The 21,728-nt window shown below is 71.5% G+C and carries 16 protein-coding genes; 4 read left to right on the top strand and 12 right to left on the bottom strand.

Translation table 11 applies throughout. The features are described from left to right. Window positions 1-48 precede the first annotated feature (48 nt). The 3 genes from ABZU46_RS02535 to ABZU46_RS02525 form a co-directional block, all read right to left on the bottom strand. Window positions 49-3,327 carry a lamin tail domain-containing protein gene (locus ABZU46_RS02535; protein WP_354854481.1) on the bottom strand — a complete coding sequence of 1,093 codons (3,279 nt, stop codon included), beginning with the start codon at window positions 3,325-3,327 and terminating at the stop codon, window positions 49-51. A 92-nt stretch (window positions 3,328-3,419) separates the two neighbouring features. Continuing rightward, complete coding sequence (locus ABZU46_RS02530) at window positions 3,420-4,436, bottom strand: GNAT family N-acetyltransferase (protein WP_354854567.1); 1,017 nt, start codon at window positions 4,434-4,436, stop codon at window positions 3,420-3,422. 72 nt (window positions 4,437-4,508) lie between these two features. Then, window positions 4,509-6,023: a lytic murein transglycosylase gene (locus tag ABZU46_RS02525; RefSeq protein ID WP_354854479.1), complete on the bottom strand. Its 1,515-nt coding sequence runs from the start codon at window positions 6,021-6,023 to the stop codon at window positions 4,509-4,511. Between the two features lie 38 nt (window positions 6,024-6,061). On the opposite strand from ABZU46_RS02525, the gene ABZU46_RS02520 reads away from it, so the two are divergent. Next, the gene (locus ABZU46_RS02520; protein WP_354854477.1) at window positions 6,062-6,274 is read left to right on the top strand and encodes a zinc ribbon domain-containing protein; all 213 of its coding nucleotides are present in this window, start codon (window positions 6,062-6,064) and stop codon (window positions 6,272-6,274) included. 153 nt (window positions 6,275-6,427) lie between these two features. Continuing rightward, window positions 6,428-9,271, top strand: a complete 2,844-nt coding sequence (locus ABZU46_RS02515) for an adenylate/guanylate cyclase domain-containing protein (RefSeq protein ID WP_354854476.1) — start codon at window positions 6,428-6,430, stop codon at window positions 9,269-9,271. A gap of 118 nt (window positions 9,272-9,389) precedes the next feature. Here ABZU46_RS02515 and ABZU46_RS02510 read toward each other — a convergent pair whose 3' ends face one another. Both ABZU46_RS02510 and ABZU46_RS02505 read right to left on the bottom strand, forming a co-directional pair. After that, entirely contained in the window at window positions 9,390-9,926 is a 537-nt protein-coding gene (locus ABZU46_RS02510) for a phospholipase (protein ID WP_354854474.1), read from the bottom strand. Between the two features lie 178 nt (window positions 9,927-10,104). Beyond that, a complete protein-coding gene (locus tag ABZU46_RS02505) occupies window positions 10,105-11,766 on the bottom strand; it encodes a family 10 glycosylhydrolase (RefSeq protein WP_354854472.1) in 1,662 nt (553 codons plus the stop codon). 317 nt (window positions 11,767-12,083) lie between these two features. On the opposite strand from ABZU46_RS02505, the gene ABZU46_RS02500 reads away from it, so the two are divergent. After that, on the top strand, window positions 12,084-13,580 hold the full coding sequence (locus tag ABZU46_RS02500) for an amino acid permease (RefSeq protein WP_354854471.1): 1,497 nt from the start codon (window positions 12,084-12,086) through the stop codon (window positions 13,578-13,580). Between the two features lie 52 nt (window positions 13,581-13,632). On the opposite strand, the gene ABZU46_RS02495 is transcribed toward ABZU46_RS02500, so the two are convergent. The 5 genes from ABZU46_RS02495 to ABZU46_RS02475 are packed head-to-tail and all read right to left on the bottom strand — an operon-like array spanning window position 13,633 to window position 19,398. Continuing rightward, window positions 13,633-14,658, bottom strand: a complete 1,026-nt coding sequence (locus tag ABZU46_RS02495; protein ID WP_354854469.1) for a glycoside hydrolase family 43 protein — start codon at window positions 14,656-14,658, stop codon at window positions 13,633-13,635. Continuing rightward, entirely contained in the window at window positions 14,655-15,512 is an 858-nt protein-coding gene (locus tag ABZU46_RS02490) for a carbohydrate ABC transporter permease (RefSeq protein ID WP_354854467.1), read from the bottom strand. Before ABZU46_RS02490 ends, ABZU46_RS02495 begins: the two co-directional genes overlap by 4 nt. A 10-nt stretch (window positions 15,513-15,522) precedes the next feature. Next, window positions 15,523-16,488 (bottom strand): sugar ABC transporter permease, encoded by a 966-nt coding sequence (locus ABZU46_RS02485; protein ID WP_354854466.1) that lies wholly within the window; start codon window positions 16,486-16,488, stop codon window positions 15,523-15,525. A gap of 6 nt (window positions 16,489-16,494) precedes the next feature. Continuing rightward, on the bottom strand, window positions 16,495-17,823 hold the full coding sequence (locus ABZU46_RS02480) for an ABC transporter substrate-binding protein (RefSeq protein WP_354854464.1): 1,329 nt from the start codon (window positions 17,821-17,823) through the stop codon (window positions 16,495-16,497). Between the two features lie 60 nt (window positions 17,824-17,883). Further along, the gene (locus ABZU46_RS02475; RefSeq protein WP_354854462.1) at window positions 17,884-19,398 is read right to left on the bottom strand and encodes an alpha-N-arabinofuranosidase; all 1,515 of its coding nucleotides are present in this window, start codon (window positions 19,396-19,398) and stop codon (window positions 17,884-17,886) included. Between the two features lie 146 nt (window positions 19,399-19,544). Here ABZU46_RS02475 and ABZU46_RS02470 point away from each other — a divergent pair, with 146 nt between their 5' ends. Further along, window positions 19,545-20,549 carry a LacI family DNA-binding transcriptional regulator gene (locus tag ABZU46_RS02470; RefSeq protein WP_354854461.1) on the top strand — a complete coding sequence of 335 codons (1,005 nt, stop codon included), beginning with the start codon at window positions 19,545-19,547 and terminating at the stop codon, window positions 20,547-20,549. Here the strand turns inward: ABZU46_RS02470 and ABZU46_RS02465 are convergent. Beyond that, entirely contained in the window at window positions 20,546-21,271 is a 726-nt protein-coding gene (locus tag ABZU46_RS02465; protein WP_354854459.1) for a methyltransferase domain-containing protein, read from the bottom strand. The two genes, ABZU46_RS02470 and ABZU46_RS02465, sit on opposite strands and share 4 nt — an antisense overlap. Window positions 21,272-21,414: 143 nt before the next feature. Beyond that, entirely contained in the window at window positions 21,415-21,723 is a 309-nt protein-coding gene (locus tag ABZU46_RS02460) for a hypothetical protein (RefSeq protein WP_354854457.1), read from the bottom strand. Window positions 21,724-21,728: the final 5 nt, after the last annotated feature.

Here is a 21,728-nt window from a genome sequence, read left to right as displayed (position 1 = left end):
CGGCCCACCCTCCGGGGAAACCGGACGGTGGGCCGTCAGCGCCGTCGTTCAGTCGTCGTTGGTGATCGTTCCGGTCGCCAGGGGGTCGGCCAGCCGCAGGCCGGGCACCCCGGCCACCAGCAGGGTCAACTTCTCGTCCGACTCGCGCCGCCGGTCACCCCGCACGGTGACCGGGAAAGCCACCGAGGTGTCACCGGCGGCCAGCACCTTGCAGCCGGCGTACGGCTCGAAGTCCGAACCGGCCTGCGCCGTGAGGCCGACGGTCGCGGCGCAGAGCAGCACCGGCTGGGACAACGGACGGGACACGGTCGCCGTGAAGGTGAGCTGACGGGTGCCCTGGTCGCCCTCGACCACAGACGTGTCGGTGACGGTCAACGACGCCCGGGACCGGAAACGGGCCACCTGCGGGTCGTGGTCGCTGGAGCCCCGCGACCCGTCACCCGTGAACTCCGCCGGCCAGTCGGCGTTGACGTGCGCCGCCCGCACCTGCACCAGGTCACCGTAGAGCGCGTCGTTGACGAACAGGTGGTCCAGCGTTTGCGCCTGCCCCTCGAAGCTGTACGAGTAGGCCGATGCCGGCACCTGCGCGACGAGGGTGTCCCACAGGTTGTGCAGGCCGGCCTCGTAGAGCGGGGCGAGTTGGTCCGACGGCGTCGGCTGAGCGCCGGTGGCGATGGGGTCGTCCGGGCGGGGGAAGACGTTCAGGTCCCCGCCGTAGACCACCCGGGCGCTCTGATCAGCCGCCTCGATCGCGGTGACGATCGCCGCGCCGTACGCCGCCTGCTCCCGCCGCTGCCCGATCCGGCTGTCGGGGCCGGAGGAGTAGTGGTTGCTCAGCGCGTACAGGGTGAACCGCTCGGCCGCGCCGGGTGCCGCGGCCACCGTGAACTTGCCCAGCTGGGGTGCCCGGGTGAAGACGTTGTTGCCGTCCTTCCCGGTCGACGTGTCCACATCGGCCGGCAGCACCGCGTTGAGGGCCTTCGGGTTCTGCACGTCGGCGTTGCCGGGCAGTCCGGGGGCCCGGTACTGGACGGTCGGCGCCGAGCCGAGCAGCGGGTCGTTCGCCGTCGCGGCCGCCAACGACAGCCGGTCGGTGCGGTACAGGAACGCGGCGGTGATACCGCGGGCGTCCGCGCCGGTCCGGTCATAGGTGGCGGCGTACGCCGGCCCGCCGGCCGCCGCCACCGCGAGCGCCAACTCCTGGATGCTGTCCGGAGCGCCGTCGGCGTTGTTGGTGTCGCCGCAGGCCAGCGCCGCCCCGGAGACCGTGCAGATGTCCTGGTCCTCGGCCTCCTGCACCAGGATCAGATCGGGCGCGTGCAGGTCCTTGACGATCTGGTCGGCGAGCGACGTCAGATGCTCCCGGTAGTCCGCCTCGCTGCTCGGCACGTAGTCGAACGGCGGGGCGACGCCCGGGCAGCCGGCGTTACCGGCGAAGTCGCAGCCGTCGAACGGGTCGTCGCGGTAGTCGTACAGGTTCTCCACGTTGTACGTGGCGACCGCGACCTCCTGGGAACGGTCGGCCGGCTTCGGCGGGTTGTTCTTCGACGGGTCGGCCCCGGCGTCGAACTCGGCCCGCTCGACCTGCACGCCGTACTTCTCGAACGAGTAGTAGACGCCGCCCACCGCGTCCGCGCGCAGCGTGTCGAAGGTGTGCGCCGGCGGGAGCAGCGCCGTGCTGTCCCCGGCGGTGCCCTTCACACCCATGCTGCCGAGCAGCACGCGCTGACCGTTGCCGTCGTCGAAGCGCCGGCTCGGGTCATTGTCCAGCGGGTGGGAGTCCCTGAAGACCCGCCGGGCGTACGGGTCGGCGCGGTCGAGCAGCGGGTCGTCCCGGTCGACGACCCACAGCTCCGCGTCCGCCGTGGAGGAGAAGACGTCGCGACCGCTCACCGCGCCGCTGCCCGCGCGTACGCGCAGCCGGGCGCCCTCGTGCCGCTCCCACCAGCGCTGCGCGTCGGTCAGCTCGACCGGCGGCACCGCGTCGGTCACCGTGACCGCCGTGTCCACGTCCAGGCCGGTGGCGATCCGGCGGACCAGCGACGCGCCGGAGAGCTGGGTGAGGTTGTAGTACTCCGACACCCGGGCCCGGAGCACCACCTCGTCGCCGACCGTCGGCACGTAGCCGCCGATCAGCGAGGTGAACGTGCCCATGAACACGAAGATGCCGTCGGAGCTGGTCGGGTCACCGTCGGTGTCACCGCTGCGGCTCTGCAGGAAGAACCCGTTCTGCTCCGCGCCGGCCGCCGTACGGGCAAGCGTCAACTGGGTGATCACGCCACGGACGTCGTACATCGTGCTGCTCGTGCCGTTGCCGCTCGCCGGTGCGAGCGGTGACCGGTCGGCGGGGCCGGACTCGGTGTCGGTGGTCGGACCCTGCACCTCGCCGACGGTCAGCTCCCGGGTGACCTGCACGGCCAGCGCGCAGGTGGCGGTGCCACCGCCCGCGTCGGTCGTGGTCACGGTGACGGTGTACGCCCCGGCGGTGAGGTCGGCGCTCGCGCTGATCGTGGCGCGGGCGGTGCCGCCCACCCCGTCGGCCGGGGTGAACGCGGTACGGGTGATCGAGCCGGAGGTCGGGCTCGGGCTGACCGAGGTCACCGCCAGGTCGACGATCGTGTCGTCGGGGTCGGCGGCGGTCACCTCGCGGCTCGCGGCCGTTCCGGCGGCGGTGACCAGCGGCCCACCACAGGTCAGCGTGGCCGGCGCGTCGACCGGACCACCGCCGTCCACGGTGTGCGAGCCGAGCCCGTCGAAGGTGTCGACCGGCAGACCGGTCCACTGTGCGGCGGGGTCGAACGCGTCCGACGGGTCGGTGTCGCCCGCCGTCACCGTGGGCAGCCGGCGCAGTGTGTTGTCCGCCGTGCTGGTCGCGCCGGCGCCCCACTCGGTGCCCGGGTCGACGCCCACCTGGCCGATCGAGTCGAGCACCGTGGTGCCCCGGCGCAGCACTATCGCGTCGTCGCCGTTGAACAGGCTCGCCCCGGTGGTCTGGTCGGCCTGGGCGAGGATGGCCGCCCCGGCCGAGGCGCTGGCGAACACGAACACGTCCCCGGCAGCGACGTTCCCGGCCAGCGCGATGGTGGTCGGGGTGGTGGAGCCGTTGAAGTAGAGCTGGAGCTGGTAGCCGCCCGCGGTGAGGTCCACGGCGGTGCCGGTGCCGTTGAACAGCTCGATCGCCTTGTTGTTCGACGAGCCTTCGACGTACTCCGAGATGAACAGGTCGGTAGGCGCGGCGCTGGCCGCGGTGGGTGTGACGCCGAGGGCCGTGACGGTCACTGCGGCGGTGGCGATCGCGAGCGCGGCTGTCGTGCGGCGCGGGCGCATAGGGCCTCCACGATGGGTGGATGGGGGTCAACGCACGTTAAGGTGCGTAACCGTCCATCGTCCATCCCCCACCGGACAGTTTCGTGAATTCCTCAGCGCGGCTGGTCGAGGCGGTGCACCAGCTCGGCGACGTCGACGCTGTATTCGCACCAGTCCCGGTCGGGCCGGTAGCCCAGCTCCGCGTTGACCTTGAGCATCGCCTCGTTGGCCTGGGCGTTCCAGGTCTGCACCTCGGCCAGCTCCGGCTCGGCGGAGCGCAGCTCCAGCAGCATCCGCGCCTTGATCGCCCGGTCGATGCCGTAACCCCGGTGGTCCTGCGCGACGATCGTGTCGTACTGATCGGCGCGGGTCGGGTGCTGCGCCGGCACCACGACCTCGGTCAGGCCGGCCACCTCGCCACTCTGCTCGTGCTGGGCCAGGACGATGTACGGCTTCATGCCCCGCCGGTGCAGGGTGTCCAGGCTGTCCCGCAGCCGCTCCGGGTCATACGAGCTGGGACGCAACTCGCCGTCGTCGACGTCGCGCACCTCGGCCTTGGCCCGCGCGTACGACTCGATCAGGTCGTCCGGTGGCCCACCGGGGTAGAACTCCAGGTGGTAGCCCGCGCCGATCCCGATGGCCATCTCGGCCAGCTCGGCCCAGTCCACCGAGGTCAGGTCGAGCACGCTGCGCGTCTCCACGTACTCCCGGGTGAAGCCGAGCGACTCGTAGAAGCCCACCGCCGGCGTGTCGCCGACCACCTCGACCCCGATCGACTGGAAACCCTCCTGGTAGACGCGGCGGGCGGCGCGTAGCACCAGCTCACGGCCGAGGCCGTTGCGTCGTACGGAGGGATGCACCAGCACCTCGAGCACCCCGATGTCGCCGAGGAGCAGCACGTGGACCTGCCCGAGGACGGCGCCGGTCTCGCCGGGAGCGCTCGGTTCGGCCTGGGCGAGCCAGGAGATCCGTCGCTCACCGGGCATCACCTCGCCGAGATACTCCCGCAGGGAGGTCTCCCGCCACGGCGGGTCCTGCGGCAGATCGGCCGCCAGCACCGCGTTCAGCGTTGTCAGCAGCGACGCGATCTCGGCGGACGACGCGGTCCTGGGGTCCCACTCGCGCACCATCACCCGTCTAGCTTGCCGCTAACGGCTGCTCGGGGGAAGTGTCCAGTCCTCCAATGTACGCGGACGATCACATCACGTACGGCTGGCCCGTCCGTACCGGTCAGCGGTGTTATAGACGGCCTGGGCGTACCGCCGCACGTCGTTGTACGACAGGATCGCGTTCCACCAGTCGCCCGGGATGCTCAGGTTGCGGCCGCCCTTGCACAGGTAGTTGCCGGCCGCCAGGGCGGCGTCGTCCAGGTCGTGAGGGTCCTTCACGCCGTCGGCGTCGGCGTCCGCGCCGATCTCCTGCCACGTGGTCGGGATGAACTGCATCGGCCCGATCGCCCGGTCGTAGGTGCTGTCCTTGTCGAGCAACCCACGGTCGGTGTCGATGATCCGCATCCGGCCGCCGTTCCCGTCCAGCGGCAGCCCGATGATCTGGGGCAGCGCCTTGCCGTCCGTCCCCAACCGCGCGCCGTTGGCCGAGCCGTGGCCGGACTCGACCTGGCCGATCGCGGCCAACGTCGTCCAGCTCAACGCGCAGCTGCGGTTGGTCTGGGCGAGCATCAGCTCGGCGTACCCGTACGCCTGCATCGCGGTCGCGGGAATGTTGACCTTGGCCCCGACCTGCTGCGCCCAGGCGGCCAGGGAGTCCGACGGACGGCCGCCGGTCGTCGGACCGACGGCCGGCCCGGTCGGCATGCCGCCGCTCGGGAACGCTCCGGTGGGCAGCGGCGCGGTCGGCATCGGCCCGGTGGGCAGAGGGCCGGTGGGCCGCGGGTCGAGCGGCACCGCCGGCGGCACGGCCACGGTCGGCGCGGCAGTGACGTCGACCGCCACCGGTCGGGACCCACGGATCGTGGCCGGGACGAGCAACGCCCCCGCCGCGGCGGTCGCGGCCACCAGGACCAGCAGGAAGACCCCCGGGACCGTGAGTCGACCGCTGGGCCGGCGGGCCCAGGCGCGGGTCGCCCGGGCGGCGGTCACCGCGGCCTGACGTGGCGGTGGCACCCGTACGGCGTGCGCGAACGGCACCCGCCGCCGGCGGCCGCGCTCCGGCGGCGGCACCACTGCGACACCGTCCACCTTGGTCGCCGTCAGGTCGGTGGCGGTGGCGCCCGCCGCGACCGTGACTGCCCCGTCGTCGGCCTTCGCGTCGGCGCTGTCGGCGTTGGCGGCGTCGGTGTCGGTGTCGGTGTCGGCGGTTGGGGCGTCGTCGGCGGCGGCTGGGACGTCGGCGGCTGGGGCTGGGACGTCGGCGGCTGGGGTGGCGGTGGCGGCTGGGGTGGTCGGCGGGGCGGCGGTGGTGTCCGAAGTGGGCTTCGCCGCGGCGGGGTCGCCGGTGGCGGTGTCCCCCAGCTGGTCACCGGTCGCGGCATCGACGCTCGGGGGTAGGGGTGCGGTCACGGGCGTCGCGGGGGTTTTCGCCTTCGCGTCGGTCGTGCGGATGCTGAGCCAGGGCCGGCGGGGGCGGGGCACGGCCGCGGGCACCGGATCCGGCGCGGCGCCCGACTCGGCCAGCGGCCCGTCCAGCGGCGCGGCCGGCCGAAGCGGTTGCACACGCGTCTTGTCCTCGCCGTCCACCACCCGTCGAGTATCACTCATGTCCCCGGCGACCGTCAGGCCCACGTACCCTGATCGCCATGCCCCGGTACGAGTTCCGCTGCCGCGCCTGCGGCGACACTTTCGAGGTCAACCGTCCGATGGCGGAGGCCGGCGCGCCGGCCACCTGCCCGCAGGGCCATGTCGACACGGTCAAGCTGCTCTCGGCGGTGTCGGTCACCGGTCGGGGCGCTGGTGGCGCGCAAGCTCCCGCTGGTGGCGGTGGCTGCTGCGGGGGTGCCTGCGGCTGCTGAGCCGGGCGTTCCGGTGACCGGCCGGTGGGCTGGCCTTGCCGGGAGCGGGTTCGAGTGGCACCTTGAGGCGGCACGTGCCCGGCCGTTCTCACGATGCGTGACCGCTCGGAGTCAGGCAGCATGAACCCGACGTCACGGGCGGAGGTTCCACGCATGTCGCCACGGATCCAGCTCCCGAGCGGTTGGGTGACCTTCGTGTTCACCGACATCGAGGGCTCGACCCGGCTGGCCCAACTGCTCGGCGCGGACTACCGCCCGGTGCTCGCCGAGCACCGCCGGTTGCTGCGTCGCACCCTGGCCGCCACCGGTGGCGCGGAGCTGCTGACCGAGGGCGACTCGTTCTTCCTGGCCTTCGACGACGCGGCGGCGGCGCTGACCGCCTGCCTGACCGCCCAGCGGGCGTTGGCGAGCCACGACTGGCCCACCGAGGAGGCCGCGCCCCGGGTGCGGATGGGCTTGCACACCGGGTACGCCGAGCCCCGCGACGGGGAGTACGCGAGCCCCGAGGTGCATCGGGCCGCCCGGGTGGCCGCGGCCGCGCACGGCGGACAGGTGCTCTGTTCGGCGTCCACCGCCCGCCGGGCCGATCCGCTGCCCCCGGGCGCCACCCTGCTGGACCTGGGCCTGCACCGGCTGCGTGGCTTCGACGACCGGGAGCGGTTGTTCCAACTGGTCGCGCCCGGCCTGGAGCGGCAGTTCCCCCGCCCCCGCACCGCCGACGCGGTGGCGCACAACCTACCGACCCAGGTGACCTCGTTCGTCGGGCGGGAGGTCGAGCGGGCCGAGCTGGGCCGGTTGGTGGAGCGGCACCGACTGGTCACCGTGCTGGGCGCGGGCGGCGCGGGGAAGACCCGGCTCGCCGTGGAGTTGGCCGGTGGCGTCGTCGAGGCGTACCCGGACGGGGTCTGGTTCGTCGACATCGCCGCGGTGACCGACCCGGGGTTGGTGGCGTTCGCCATCGCCGCGGTGCTCGGGCTGCGGCCCGAGCCGGGCCGTCCGATGCTGGACACCCTCGTCGAGTACGCGGCCGCCCGCCGGATGCTGGTCGTGCTGGACACCTGCGACACGCAACCGGCGGCCTGCGGCGAGGTCATTTCGCGGCTGCTCTCCGGCGGGGGTGGCGTGCGGGTGCTGGCGACCAGCCGCGAGTCGTTCAGCCTGCCCGGCGAGGTGGTCTGGCGGATCCCGCCGCTCTCGGTCGATCCCCGCCCGGACGGCGCGGAGAGCGACGCGGTCGCGCTGCTGCTGGACCGTACGGCGGCGGCCCGCGGCGGTCGGCGGCCCGACCCGTCCGAGTCGGCCGACCTGCGCCGGGTGGTGCAGCGGCTGGACGGGCTGCCCCTCGCCATCGAGTTGGCGGCCGCCCGGCTGCGGGTGCTCTCCGTGGGTCAGCTGGCCGAGCGGTTGGACGACGTCCTCGGCACGCTGGACGCCGGCCGGGAGGATCCGGATCCACCGCCGGTCGAGCGGGGCTGGTCCGGCAACCAGCAGGACACCGTGGACCTGGTGGCCGCGGCGATCGGGACACCGCCGCCGACCCCGGCGAGCAGGGCCGTGCAGCGCTCGGCCACCGAACGGCACCTGACCATGCAGGCGACCGTCACGTGGTCGTACCGCACGTTGGGGCCGCGGGCCGCGCGGCTGCTGCGCTGGCTGGCGGTCTTCGCGGGGCCGGTGGATCTGCCGACTGTGGAGTGGCTGCTGGGCGACGATCCGCTGGATCCACTGTCGGTGCTGGTGGACAAGTCGATGGTGTTGGCCGAGCCGCGCGCCGCCGGCAGTTCGTACCGGATGCTCGACCCGATTCGGGCGTACGCGGCACGGCGGTTGGCCGAGGCGGGTGAGGAGCAGGCTGCCCGGGACCGGCACGTGGCCTGGTCGGCGCACGCGCTGGAGCGGGCCCACCTGGGGCCGGACGGCCGGCCGGTGACGTTGTCGCTCTACACCCTCGACCCGCTGGCCGACGAGCTGCGCGCCGCGCTGCGCTGGTGCGCCACCGGCGGCAGCGCCCGTGCCGGTCTCCGCCTGGCCGGTGGGCTGGACCAGTGGTGGCGCGAGCGCGGGCTGGCCCGGGAGGGTCGACTCTGGCTGTTCCGGCTGTACGGACGGATCGCCGAGACCGGCGAGCGGATCCCGGACGCGGAGCTGGCGGCGGCGTACCACATGCACTCGCTGCATGCCGGCGCCGACGGCGAGTTCGCCGAGGAGCTGCGCTACTCGCAGCGGGCGGAGGCAGCCGCCCGACAGGCCGGCGACGCCGGGCTGCTGGCCCGGGTGCTCGCCGGCAGGGCCGCGCCGTTGGTGGACATGGGCCAGTTCTTCGAGGCCGAGCGGGTCTGTCGGGAGGTCATCGACTGGGCCCACGGGCAGGACGTGGTCGGCGAGGCGCTGTTCGCGGTGTTCAGCCTGGCCGAGCTGCTGTGGCGGCGCGGCGCGCTGGAGGAGGCGGCCGAGCTGCTGGGAGCGGCGCGTCCGGTGGAGGCCGCCCGGCCGGTCGAGCGGGGCCGGCGTTCGGTGGACATGCTGCTCGGGATGGTCGCGCTGGCCCGGGGCGACGTGATCGCCGCGCACGAGCACCTGCTGGTGGCGCTGCGCTCACGGATGGGTCACGGCTACCACGGCCGGGCCTGCGACACGCTGAACGCGATCGCGGTGCGCTGCGCTCTCGGTGGAGACCGGTTGACGGCCGCGCGGCTGTTCGGGGCGGCCCAGGCCACCCGGGCGAGCATGCGAGCGACGCCGGGTATCTACGGCGGCTACTGGGCCGACCAGCAGGCGGAACTGCGGTCCATGGCGGGTGACGCGGCGTTCGACGACGCGTACGGGGAGGGTGCCGAGATGGGCCTGGACGAGGCCGTGGCACTGGCGCTCGACGTGGAACACCCGGACCTGGCAGCGGATTCGACCCGCTTCAGCACCGACCTGTCCCAACACGCGCCGCCCCCGCGCCCCGCCGACCCCAACCGCCACCCCGCAACGCGAACGGAACGCGCCTGACCCCTGCTTGTTGATCATGAAGTTATTGCCACGACACGCCGGGCGGACGGGCAATAACTTCATGATCACCGCGACGGGGGTGGGGTGGGGTGGGTGGGCCGGGTGGAGGTGGGTGGGGTTAGTGGGTTGCGGCCTTGGCTTCGGCTTGGGCCTTCATGCGGGCGGCTCGGTCGATGTCGGCCTGCTGGACGGCGGCCACCGAGCCGAAGATGTGGACCGCCTGGTAGTACGTCCAGGCCAGGCTGTAGCAGGCCGGGCGGACGACCGAGTTGTACGTGGCGCAGACCCGCTTCAGGTCCTCGTAGAAGGCGCTGTCCAGGCGGGACTTGTTGGCGGAGAACTGGCCGACCGCCTTGTAGTTGCGGTAGCCGAAGTCGTGTCGGTAGCAGCTCAGGTTGAAGGTGAACCCGAGCGGGTTGTCCGGGCTGGACGAGCAGTAGTCGGTGGACCAGTCGAAGTTGTACTCGGCCCAGGGGGCCCGGTTGACGCGGGCGCTGTTCCAGGAGTTGTAGCTGGACGCGCTGGTCTGGGTCCAGCTCGACAGCACGGACAGTCGCTCCGCGGGGGTGACGGCGGCGGCGGGGGAGGCGACGGCGAGGGTGGCGAGCAGCGCTAGCGCGCCCGAGGCGAACAGGGTGGCGAGACGTCGGGGCACGGTTTACCTCCGCGGGGTGAGCGGTGGGACGGAAGTTACCGGCGGGTTACCGGATGTCGATGAGTGTCGATCAGCTGATCAACTGGGCGGTATGTGCGCCGCCAACTATTGGTGACATACGTTCAAACAGACGAATGCCCCGGGTGCGCGAGGCACCCGGGGCATTCCGCGGAACGGGTCAGTGCAGCAGGAACGCCGGCGGGCTGGCCGGGCTCTCGTTGGCGGTACGGTCCAGCGCGGTCACCCGGTAGGTGTAGCGCCGGCCGGGCTCGGCCGACGTGTCCACCCAGGACTGGGTGCCGCCGGCGGTGGCCCGGACGGTGTCGACCAGGTGCGTGGCGTCCGCCGTGGCGCACCGCCCGGGCAGCGTGGTGCCGTCGAACCGGTAGATCGCGTACGAGGTGGCCGTGCCCAGCGGGCCCACGCCGTCGGCGGGCTGGCGCCAGGTCAGCCGCACCCCGTCGGCCTCCCGGGCGACCCTGGTGACCACCGGGAGGAGCAACGGCTTCGACGGCAGGTGCGGCATGGCCGGCACGAGGGCTGGGCGGGAGTAGTGCTCGGCCGCGTAGATGTCGGTGGCGCCGAGCCGGTTGGCCCGCACCTGGACGGCCGAGAAGTGCACGTTGCCCTGTACCTCGGGGTACGACCGGTTGAGCGTCAGGTGGTCGGACAGCTCACGCGGGTTCTGCCAGTACGGCCCGTACGCCGGATCGCCGCTCTTGTAGTCGGCCTGGCCGATGTAGAGCTGGACACGGGTGCCGCGCACGGTCTCGGCCCACCACGGGACCAGCCGCGCGTAGTCGGCCGCCGGGTACTGGCCGATGTACCAGTAGAGCTGCGGCACCACGTAGTCGATCCACTCCTGCTTGACCCACTTGCGGGTGTCGGCGGAGATGATGTCGTACGACTGGCTGCCGGTGGTGTCCGAGCCGAGCGGGTCGGCGCTCTTGTTGCGCCAGATGCCGAACGGGCTGACGCCGAACTTCACCCACGGCTTCGCCGCCTTGATCTTGCCGTTCATCTCCTGGATCAGCAGGTTGATGTTGTCCCGCCGCCAGTCTGCCCGGTCCGTGAAGCCCCGGTTGTACGCCGCGAAGGCGGCATCGTCGGGCACCTGGTAGGTGCCGCTGGGGTAGGGGTAGAAGTAGTCGTCGAAGTGCACGCCGTCGATGTCGTACCGCTTGACCGCGTCCATCATCGCGGTCTGGACGAACTCGCGGACCTCGGGAATGCCGGGGTTGTAGTAGAGCCGGCTGCCGGCCACGCCGGCCGGTGGGTAGGCGAAGGTCCAGTCGGGGTGCGCCCGGGCCGGGTGGCCGGGGGCGAGCAGGTTGAGGTCGGCGCCGGCGCCGCCGGGGGCCGGCATGGAGACGCGGTACGGGTTGAACCAGGCGTGGAACTCCAGGTTGCGCTTGTGCGACTCGTCGACCAGGAAGGCCAGCGGGTCCCAGCCCGGGTCCTGGCCGCGTACGCCGGTCAGGTACTCCGACCACGGCTCGTACGGCGAGGGCCAGAGCGCGTCGGCGGTCGGTCGGACCTGCACCACGACGGCGTTGTGGTGCAGCCGTTCGGCGAGGTCGAGCAGTTCCCGGTACTCGGCCTGCTGGGCCGCGATCCGGTCCGGGCTGGTCTGGGACGCCTTGCTGGGCCAGTCGATGTTGACCACCGACGAGATCCACATCGCCCGGAACTGTCGTTTCGGCGTGGCCGGGTCGGTGACGCAGGTGGTGGTGGTGGCGGCATCGGTCGCGGCGCTCGCGGGGTGGGCGGGGGTGGCGGCGACCAGCGTGCCGAGCAGGGCTGCGACCAGCCCGGCCGCTCCGAGTCGAGGTGCCTTCATGCGGTGTGTCCCTTCGTTGGGGCTCCCGTGTCAGGGGTTCTCGCGGCGTCCCGGCAAGATTCGCCGTGGGCAATGTGCCGCTGGTAGGAAATTTCCACACTCGGCACGGTCCCGCAAGGGGCCGGGCCTGATCGATTCCCCGGTCACCGGATCGGACGATTCGCGCCGAGCGCCCGATTGCGGGTAGTGATCGGGACCGCACGCCGCGTCGTGACCTGATCGGCATGATCCGTGGCGGTTGGCCGGGATCCGGGGTGGGTAGCAACGCCGGTCACCGGCCGCCATGGTGGTGGTCGCACGGTGGGAGGGGTGAGCGCATGTCCGTGCTGCGAACCAAACCAATCAAGGACGTCATAGCCCAGGGCGACGCCGACGGCACCGACGGCCGACTGGGGCTCAAGCGGCGGCTCGGCGCGATCGACCTCACCGGCTTCGGCATCGGCATCGTGATCGGCACGGGCATCTTCACGCTCACCGGGATCGAGGCCCGCGACAGCGCCGGTCCGGGCGTGGTGATCTCCTTCGCCATCGCCGGCGTGGTCGCCCTGCTCGCCGCCCTCTGCTACGCCGAGCTGGCCTCCAGCGTGCCGACCGCCGGCAGCGCCTACACCTACGCGTACGCCACGATGGGCGAGATCGTCGCCTGGATCATCGGGTGGGACCTGCTGCTGGAGTTCGCGCTCGGCGCGGCGGTGGTGGCCCGCGGCTGGTCGGGCTACCTCGCCGAGCTGCTCGACCTGCCGACCCGGTGGTTCGGCGAGGAGGGCAGCACGGTCAACATCGGCGCGATCGCCATCGTGCTGATCCTCGGCATCGTGGCGATCGTCGGCATCCGGGAGTCCGCCCGGATCACCAACCTGCTGGTGCTGGTCAAGGTGTCGATCTGCGTCTTCGTGGTGGTCGCTGGCCTGTTCTTCGTCAAGGCCGCCAACCTCACCCCGTTCATCCCGCCGGCCGAGCCCGCCGGCAGTGGCGACGATGGCATCAAGCAGCCGGTGACGCAGGCGCTGTTCGGGTTGGAGCCGTCGGTCTTCGGTTTCGTCGGGGTGCTCAGCGCCGCCGCGGTGGTCTTCTTCGCGTACACCGGCTTCGAGGCCGTCGCCAACCTGGGCGAGGAGACGCGCAAGCCCAAGCGGGACCTCACCCTGGGCCTGCTCGGCACGCTGCTGATCTCCACCGTGCTCTACATCGGCGTCTCGCTGGTGCTCGTCGGCATGGTGCCGTACACCGAGATCGACCGGGGCGCCCCGATCGCCTCGGCGTTCGAGTCGGTGGGCGCCGGCTGGGCGGCGACGCTCGTCTCCATCGCCGCGGTTGCCGGCCTGACCAGCGTCATCCTGGTCGACCTGGTGGCGATGGGCCGGATCGGCTTCGCCATCGCCCGGGACGGCCTGATCCCGCCCTCGATCGCGGCCGTGCACCCGCGCTGGGGCACCCCGTACCGGATCTCGGCGATCATGACGGTGGCGGTCGCGCTGCTGGCCGGCTTCCTGCCGCTCTCCGCCCTGGCCGACCTGGTCAGCATCGGCGCGCTCTGCGCGTTCGTGCTGGTCTCGATCGCGGTGCCGATCCTGCGCCGCAAGCGCCCCGACCTGGAGCGGCCGTTCCGGGTGCCGTTCTCCCCGGTGCTGCCGGTCGTCTCGGCGCTGGCCTGCTTCTACCTGATGCTCAACCTGTCGGTGGAGACCTGGCTGCGGTTCCTGGCCTGGATGCTGCTCGGCGCGGTCATCTACTTCGGCTACGGCTACCGCCGCAACCGGCTGGCCCGGCACGAACCCGCCGTCGCCCCGGCGCCGCGCGAACCGAGCGCCTGACCCACGAACGCCGGAAGGGCCCCCGATCCGGGGGCCCTTCCGTCTGACCAGGTCAGGGGCGGGTCTGCGGCGTGGCCGTCGGACCCTTGACGACCGGCTTGCCGTCGACCCAGGTCACCTCGTCGAGCCACACCTGACGACCGGGGTCGGTGCTGCCCTCCTGGCCGGGAGGCCAGGCGTGGTACAGCAGCCAGGTGCGGCCGTCCTTGACCACCATCGAGGCGTGGCCCGGGCCGGAGGCGGCCTCGTTGCTCTTCAGGATCGGGTTCTCGGCGGCCTTCACGCACGGCCCGCTCGGGCTCTCGCAGACCGCGTAGCCCTCGGCGTACTCGGCCCGGTCATAGGCGTTGGCGGCGAAGAACAGCAGCAGCCGACCGTCCTGGCGGTGGAAGAACGGCCCCTCGATCAGGGTGCCCTCCCACGGCTCGGTCTGCTTGAGCAGCTTCGTCGGCTCACCGACGAGGGTCAGGCCGTCGTCGGCGAGGCGCTGCGACCAGAGCCAGGTGTCCACCCCGATGGCGTTGCCGTCGTTCTTCCACAGCAGCCAGAGGCTGCCGTCGGTGTCCCGGTACGGGCTGGCGTCGATCGCCCCGCCCAACTCGGCCTGGCAGATCAGCGGGCCGGTCGCGTCGTCGGAGTACGGCCCCTGCGGCGCGCTGGCCACCGCCCGCCCGACGCACTGCCGGCCCGACTCCCGGCCCGCGACGGTGTAGTAGAGCAGGAACTTCTCCGGTGCCAGCTCGATCGCCTCCGGCGCCCAGGTCTTGCCGGGGTCCGCCCAGTCCGGCAGCGTCGGCAGGGCGTCCTCCGCCTCGGTCCAGTCGACCAGATTCGTCGAGGTGCGCACCGGGACGTTGCGGCCCTGCGAGTTGGTGTGGAACAGGTACCAGGTGTCGCCCACCTGGATGGCCTGCGGGTCCGGGGCGTCGGTGCTGACGACGGGGTTGGTGAACATCCTGGTGCCGCTCCCGTTGCTCGTGTAGGTGGGTTCGTCGCCGTCGGAACAGCCCGTGACGAGCAGCGCGGCGGCGAGGGTGACCGCCGCCGCGCCGACTCGCCGAGTTGTCGCCCGCGTCATCCCTTCAGACCGCTGCGGGAGACGCCCTGGATGATGTGCCGCTGCGCGAGCACGAAGAGGATCAGCACCGGCAGGCTGGCCAGCACCGCACCCGCCATGATCACCGGGTAGTCGGTGACGTACGAGCCCTGGAGCAGGCCCAGGCCCGGAGGCAGCGTCAACTTCTCCGGGCTGAACAGCACGAAGATCGGCCACAGGAAGTCGTTCCAGTTGGTCAGGAACGACAACACGGCCAGGGTGGCCAGCGCCGGCTTGGACAGCGGCAGCACCACCTTGAAGAAGATCTGCCACTGGTTGGCGCCGTCGAGGGTGGCGGCCTCCTCCAGCTCGCTCGGCAGCGACAGGAAGAACTGCCGCAGGAAGAACACCCCGAACGCGCTCGCCGCGCCGGGCACCACCACCACGGCGAGGGTGTCGATCCAGTTGAGCTGGTCGACGATCAGGAAGTTCGGGATGATCAGCGAGGTCGGCGGGATGAACAGCGTCCCGACGATCAACGCGAAGGTCACCCCGCGTCCGCGGAACCGCAGGCGAGCCAGCGAGTACGCGGCCATCGAGGCCGTCACCAGCACCAGCAGCGAGTGCAGCGTGGCGGCCACCATGCTGTTGAGGAACCAGCGCAGCACCGGGTTCGCCGAGTTGCTGATGATCTGCTCGTAGCCGTACCCCGCCAGCGGGTTCGGCAGCCAGCTCGGCGGGATCTGCTGGGCGGCGGTGTAGGTCTTCAGCGAGGTGATGACCATCCACACCAGCGGGGTCAGGAAGATCAGGGTGAGTGCGACCAGAGTGGCGTAGAAGACGACCCGGCGCAGCCCGGGGGCGGAGCCGTTGGTGGTCGGCGTGGGCGTCGTCATGGCGGTCCCCTCAGTCTTCCCGGTAGCGGAAGAGGCGGAAGTTGGCGATGCTCACGACCGCCAGCAGCAGGGCGAACACGATGCTCATCGCGGCGGCTCGACCGGCGTTGTTGTTGCGCAGGCCCTCCTCGACGATGAACCACACCACAGTGCGGGTCTCCGTGCCCGGCGCTCCCTGGGTGATCAGGAACGACTGACCGAACATGTTCGCCGAGGCGAGCACCGTCGTGGTGATCACGAAGAGCAGCACCGGCCGCAGCCCGGGCAGGGTGACGTTGCGGAACCGCTGCCACGCGTTGGCGCCGTCCATCCGCGCCGCCTCGTACAGCTCCGGCGAGATGTCCTGCAGACCGGCCAGGTAGATCACCGCGTTGAAGCCGGAGGTCCACCAGACGGTCACCCCGACCAGGGAGATCCACGCCCACGGCATGTTGGTCACCCACGGGGTGTCCGACGGCAGCCCGACGACTCCGAGGAGCCGGTTGACCAGGCCCAGGTTGGCGTCGAGCAGGAACCGCCAGAGCAGGCCGATCACCGCCACGCCCAGCACGTACGGGGCGAAGTAGATCGCCCGGAAGAAGGTGCGGCCCGGGAAGGAGCGGTTCAACAGCAGCGCCAGCCCGAGGGGTACGACCACCAGCAGCGGCACCGACAGCACCGTGAAGATCGCGGTGGCCCGGACGCTCTGCCACCAGTCGCCGTAGACGGCGGAGTCGCTGGAGAACAGCTGCTTGTAGTTGTCGAATCCGACGAAGGGTCGGTTGGGCAGCTGGAAGTCCCACTGGTGCACGCTCAGCCAGAGGCCGAGGATGATCGGCAGCAGGCCGAAGACCCCGAACAGGACCAGGTACGGGGCGAGGAACAGGTATGGCGTCGCCCGTCCGGTCCGGCGCGCCGAGGCGCCCCGGCGGGCTGCGTTGGCCGCCGGGGGCGGCGCGTCACCGCGCGCCGCCCCGACCTCGATCACGTCCGCCACGGGTGATCAGCTCCCGTACTTCTTGCGGTTGTCCTCAAGCTGCTTGTTGGCCTTGGACACCCCGTCGTCGAGCGCCTGCTTGGGCGACTTCTTGCCCAGCGCGGCCTCGTTGAACGAGTTGTAGAAGGTCGTCATGACCTCGCCCAGACCCGGGGCCGCCGGCGGGAAGGCCGCGTACTCCAGCTCGGGAGCGAGCGACGAGATCTCCGGCAGCGCCTTGAACTCGGCGCCCTCACGGACCTCCTTGCGGGCCGGGATCTGCCCGCCCTTGGCCCAGTCCAGCGAGTGCTGGCTCAGCCAGTTGATGAAGACCTTCGCCCCGGAGACCTTGTTGGCGTCGTTGGCCCGCTGCTTCACGATCGTGAAGTTGTGCGAGTTGGCCCAGGCGGACGGCTTGCTGCCGATCTGGGGGAGCGGGGCGACACCCCACTGGACCTCGGGGCTCTTCTTGAGGTCGTTGATCTGCCAGATGCCGTTCCAGGTGAAGGCGTTCTTGCCGCTCTTGAACGCCAGGTAGTCGGCGTCCTGTCCGACGTTGGCCGGCGAGTAGCCCTGCTTGATCACGTCGACCAGCCAGGTGCACGCCTCGACCGCCGGGTCGGAGTTGAACGTCGCCTTGGCCACCTCGGCGTCGAAGAGGGTGGCGCCCCACTGGTTAAGCAGCGAGTAGAACGTCATGCCGCCGGTGAACTGGAACGGGCTGACCCAGAAGCCCTGCACACCGGCCTTCTTCAGCTCGACCAGGGCCGCCGTGTAGTCGTCCTTCGTCGTCGGCGGCTTGTTCGGGTCGAGGCCGGCCTTCTGCATGACGGCCTTGTTGTAGTAGAAGCCCAGCGGGTGCATGTCCAGCGGGATGCCGTACCGCTTGTTGTTGTAGATCCCGCCCTTCCAGACGGTCGGGGCGAAGTCGCCCTCGGAGAGCTCCAGGTTCTTGGCCACGTCGTCCAGCTCGGTGATCACGCCACGAGCGGCGAAGGTGGCGAGCTGGTCCATGTGCATGACCGCGATGTCCGGGCCGTTGCCGCTGGAGGCAGCACCGGGGAGCTTGTTGTAGTAGTCCTCCCACTGGTACGTGGCCACCGACACCGCGATGTTCTTGTGCTCGGTGTTGAACTGGTTGACCAGCGCCTTGAAGATGTCGCCGTCGCCGCCGGTGAACCCGTTCCACAGCTTCAGGTCGACCTTCGGGCCGGTGTACTCCTTGCCGCCGTTACCGACGGCCGGCCCGGAGGTGCTGTCGTCGCCGCCGCAGCCGGCGAGGGTCAGCGAGGCCGCGGCACCGATTCCGAGACCGAGGCCGAGCAGGCGTCGCCGGCTCATGTCGTTCTGGATCATGCTGTATCTCTCCTTGGAGGGGGACGGGATGAATTGTGCCTGCGCAGAACCGTTACGACTTCAGACGCCGGTCGGGCCGAAGCGCAGCACGCTCCACGACACGGCGGGCAGGCGCACGGTGCACCGGCCGCCGTCGGGGGTGGGGGTGGGCAGTTCCCGCGGCGTCACCCGGTCGGGCTCGGCCTCGGTGTTCGTCGCCGACGGGTCGGACCCGGCAGCGATGCTCTGGAAAGATTGACCGGATAGTCCCGGCAGGCCGCGCAGGTCGATGTCCAATGCGAGGTCCGTCGTGTCACGGTTCGTCGCGAAGATGGTCAGCTCGCCGGTCTCCTCGTCGTGCACGGCGACCGTGTCGAGCACCGGCACGTCCCCGTACTTCTTCGTGTCGTAGCGCGGCGACACCGGCTCGGTGCGCAGCACGGTGCCCCGGGCGTACCGGGCGGTCAGCGCGAACGGGTGGAAGATGCTCTGCCGCCAGGCCGGGCCGCCGTTGCGGGTGCGGATCGGCGCGATCACGTTGGCCAACTGGGCTTGGGCGGCGACCCCGACCCGGTCGGCGTGCCGGAGCAGGGTGATCAGCAGGTCGCCGACCACCACCGCGTCCACCGCCGTGAAGTCGTCCTCGATCAGCGCGGGCGCCTCGACCCAGCCACGCCGGTCCAGGTCGGCCTGGAGGCGGGACTCGTACCAGACGTTCCACTCGTCGAACGAGATCTTCAGCTTGCGCTTCTGCCGCCGCTTGGCGGCCACGTGGTCGGCCGTCGCGACGACCTCGGTGATGAAGTTGTCCATGTCGACGGCCGACGCCAGGATGCTTGCCTGGTCGCCGTCGGACGGGTCGTAGTAGGTGTGCGCCGAGATGTAGTCGACGTGCTCGTAGGTGTGCTCCAGCACGGTCGCCTCCCACGCGGCGAACGTGGGCATCCGCCGGTTGGAGCTGCCGCAGGCGACCAGGCTGATCGACGGGTCGATCATCTTCATCGCGCGGGCCGCCTCGGCGGCCAGCCGCCCGTACTCGTCGGCGGTCTTGTGGCCGACCTGCCACGGGCCGTCCATCTCGTTGCCCAGGCACCACAGCTGCACGCCGTACGGGTCCTCCGCGCCGTGCTTGCGGCGCAGGTCGGACAGCTCGGTGCCGCCCGGGTGGTTCGCGTACTCCAGCAGGTCGAGCGCCTCCTGGACGCCCCGGGTGCCCAGGTTGACCGCCATCATCGGCTCGACACCGGCCTCGGCGGCCCAGGTCATGAACTCGTCCAGCCCGAACGCGTTGGTCTCGATCGTCTTCCACGCCAGGTCGAGCCGGCGCGGCCGGTTCCCGACCGGGCCGACGCCGTCCTCCCAGCGGTAGCCGGAGACGAAGTTGCCGCCCGGGTAGCGGACCACCGAGACGCCCAGCTCGCGGGTCAGGTCCAGCACGTCGCGGCGCAGGCCGCGGGAGTCGGCGTTGGGGTGGCCGGGCTCGTAGATGCCGCCGTAGACGCACCGCCCCATGTGCTCGACGAACGAGCCGAAGAGACGTCGGTCGGCCGGCCCGATCGAGAAGGCCGGGTCGATCGTGAGCTGCGCGGTCCGCAAGGGATGCCACCTTTCCTCAGTGCCGGAACCGGGTGACCGCAGTCACCGCCCACCCGGCGTCCCTCGTTTCTACAACGTTGTAGTCAACGTTGTAAAGAGCTGATGACGAGGTATGGTGCGCTGGGTTGCATCGGGGAGGTTGCGGCGTGCGAAACAGGCTCAAGGACGTGGCCGAACGGGCGGGCGTCTCGGTGAAGACCGTCTCCAACGTGGTGAACGGCTACGTGCACGTACGTCCGGACACCCGCGCCCGGGTCGAGGAGGCCATCGCCGAACTGAACTACCGGCCCAACCTCTCCGCCCGCCACCTGCGCAAGGGACGTACCGGGGTGATCGCCCTGGCGGTGCCGGAACTGGACATCCCGTACTTCGCGGAACTCGCCCGCTACGTGGTCACCGCCGCCGCCGACTACGGCTGGACGGTGCTCATCGACCAGACCGGCGGCCGGCGCGAGCAGGAACGGGTGGTCGCCTCCGGCATCACCGACCACCTGATCGACGGGCTGATCTTCAGCCCGCTGGCGCTCACCGCCGAGGACCTGGCCGGTCTGGACGGCACCCCGATGGTGCTGCTCGGTGAGCGGGTCGACCACGGCCCCGCCGATCGCGTGGTGATCGACAACGTGACCGCCGCCCGCGAGATCACCGACCACCTGATCCAGCTCGGCCGCCGCCGGATCGCGGCGATCGGCTCGCAGCGCACCGACGAGGGCGCCAGCGCCCGCCTGCGCCTGGCCGGCTACGCCGAGGCGCTGCGCGCCGCCGGCCTGGCCTACGACGAAGCCCTCGTGGCGCCCGCGCCGGCCTGGCACCGCGCCGACGGCGCGGCCGCGATGCGCGGCCTGCTCACCGCGGGGGTACGCCCCGACGCCGTCTTCTGCTTCAACGACACGCTCGCCCTGGGCGCCCTGCGCGCCCTGCACGAGGCCGGCCTGCGGGTGCCCGAGGACGTGGCGGTGGTCGGCTTCGACGACATCGAGGACGGCAGGTTCTCGATCCCGACACTGAGCACGGTCGCCCCGGACAAGGAGCGGATCGCCCAACTGGCCGTCGAACTCCTGGCCCACCGCCTGGACGGCGACCGCACCGCCCCGGCAAAGGAACTCTCCGCCCCGTACCGCCTGGAGATCCGCGAGTCCACCAGGCCCTAGTCGAAGAAGCGGGCCAGGTGGGACCGGGGTGCCGGGTCGGCCTCTGGGGGGAGGGGGGTCAGATCGGCGAAGATCGAGGCGCCGTCGCAGCCCGCGTGCAGCGGGTACCACCGCGGGGTGCCCGGCGGCCGGAGCTGGCAGATCCCCTTGAACGTCTGCACATCCATCAGCCGGACGTGAGTCGGGTCGGCAACCGCGTTCACGTGCCCCCACCAGGGGCTCATCACGTGCAGCATGCCACCCGGACGGAGGACCCGATGGCACTCGTCCACCAGCGGCAGGAAGTCGATCAGGTGCTCCAGGATGTGCACCGCGAAGAGGACGTCCACCGAATCGTCGGCGAGCGGCAGCGAGCCGGACAGATCCGCGACCGCGTCCACCCCCGGCGCCGGGTAGATGTCCAGCCCCAGGTTGCCCGACCACTGCTTGGTCGGACCGCAACCGAGGTCCACCACCACCGGTGCCCGCCCGCCGACGCCGACCCGGCACCAGACGCCGTAGACGCCGGCCAGCCGTCCCACCAGGTCCCGTACCAGCCGCAGCTCGGCCGGCTCGGCCACCTCTCCGGTGAGATGGGCGACCCCCCGGTCGAACCGCACCTCGACCGCCAGAGCACGCAGCCGGTCGTCGTGCCGGGCCTGGTCCGCCCACGCCTGCGCGAGGGATTCGTCGATCAACCGCAGCCGGTCGGCCGAGGGCGGAGTCTGTGCCAAAGCGACCATTCGGGCCACCTCCCGCCGCGCGTTACCCGCATTCGCGCCCGGTATGCCCCGCTCGTCCACCACGCCGTAGGGCCGCCGCCTCGTCGCAGGCGTGTCGCAGCCCACGGCGGCCACCAGGGCCATCGGCCCGGCGGACGGCCGGGTCAGCCGGACAGGGTGCGCCGGCTGCCGCGCATCCGCTGGCGGGGTTGCGGGGCGGCGGCCCTCGGCCGCTTCAGGTGATAGCGGTGCAACTCGTTGTGGCCGGGCAGGGACGGGTCCTCGCTCATCGCGACCAGTTCCCAGCCCTGGTCGCCGGCCCGGTTCAGGTGAGCCAGCGCCGTGTCGCCGTACGGCGTCACGTCGACCATCGAGCCGTCCGGGCCGTACCAGACGAAGACGACCTCCCAGCCGAGGTCGTTGGTCGCCGCCTGGCGGCGGCGGACCAGCAGCGCGTACTCCCACTTGAGCATGGCGT

The organism is Micromonospora sp. NPDC005197 (genome assembly GCF_040608295.1).
GTDB lineage: Bacteria > Actinomycetota > Actinomycetes > Mycobacteriales > Micromonosporaceae > Micromonospora.
The sequence above is the reverse complement of the archived record's forward strand: the minus strand, read 5'-3'. Positions and strand labels throughout refer to the sequence as shown.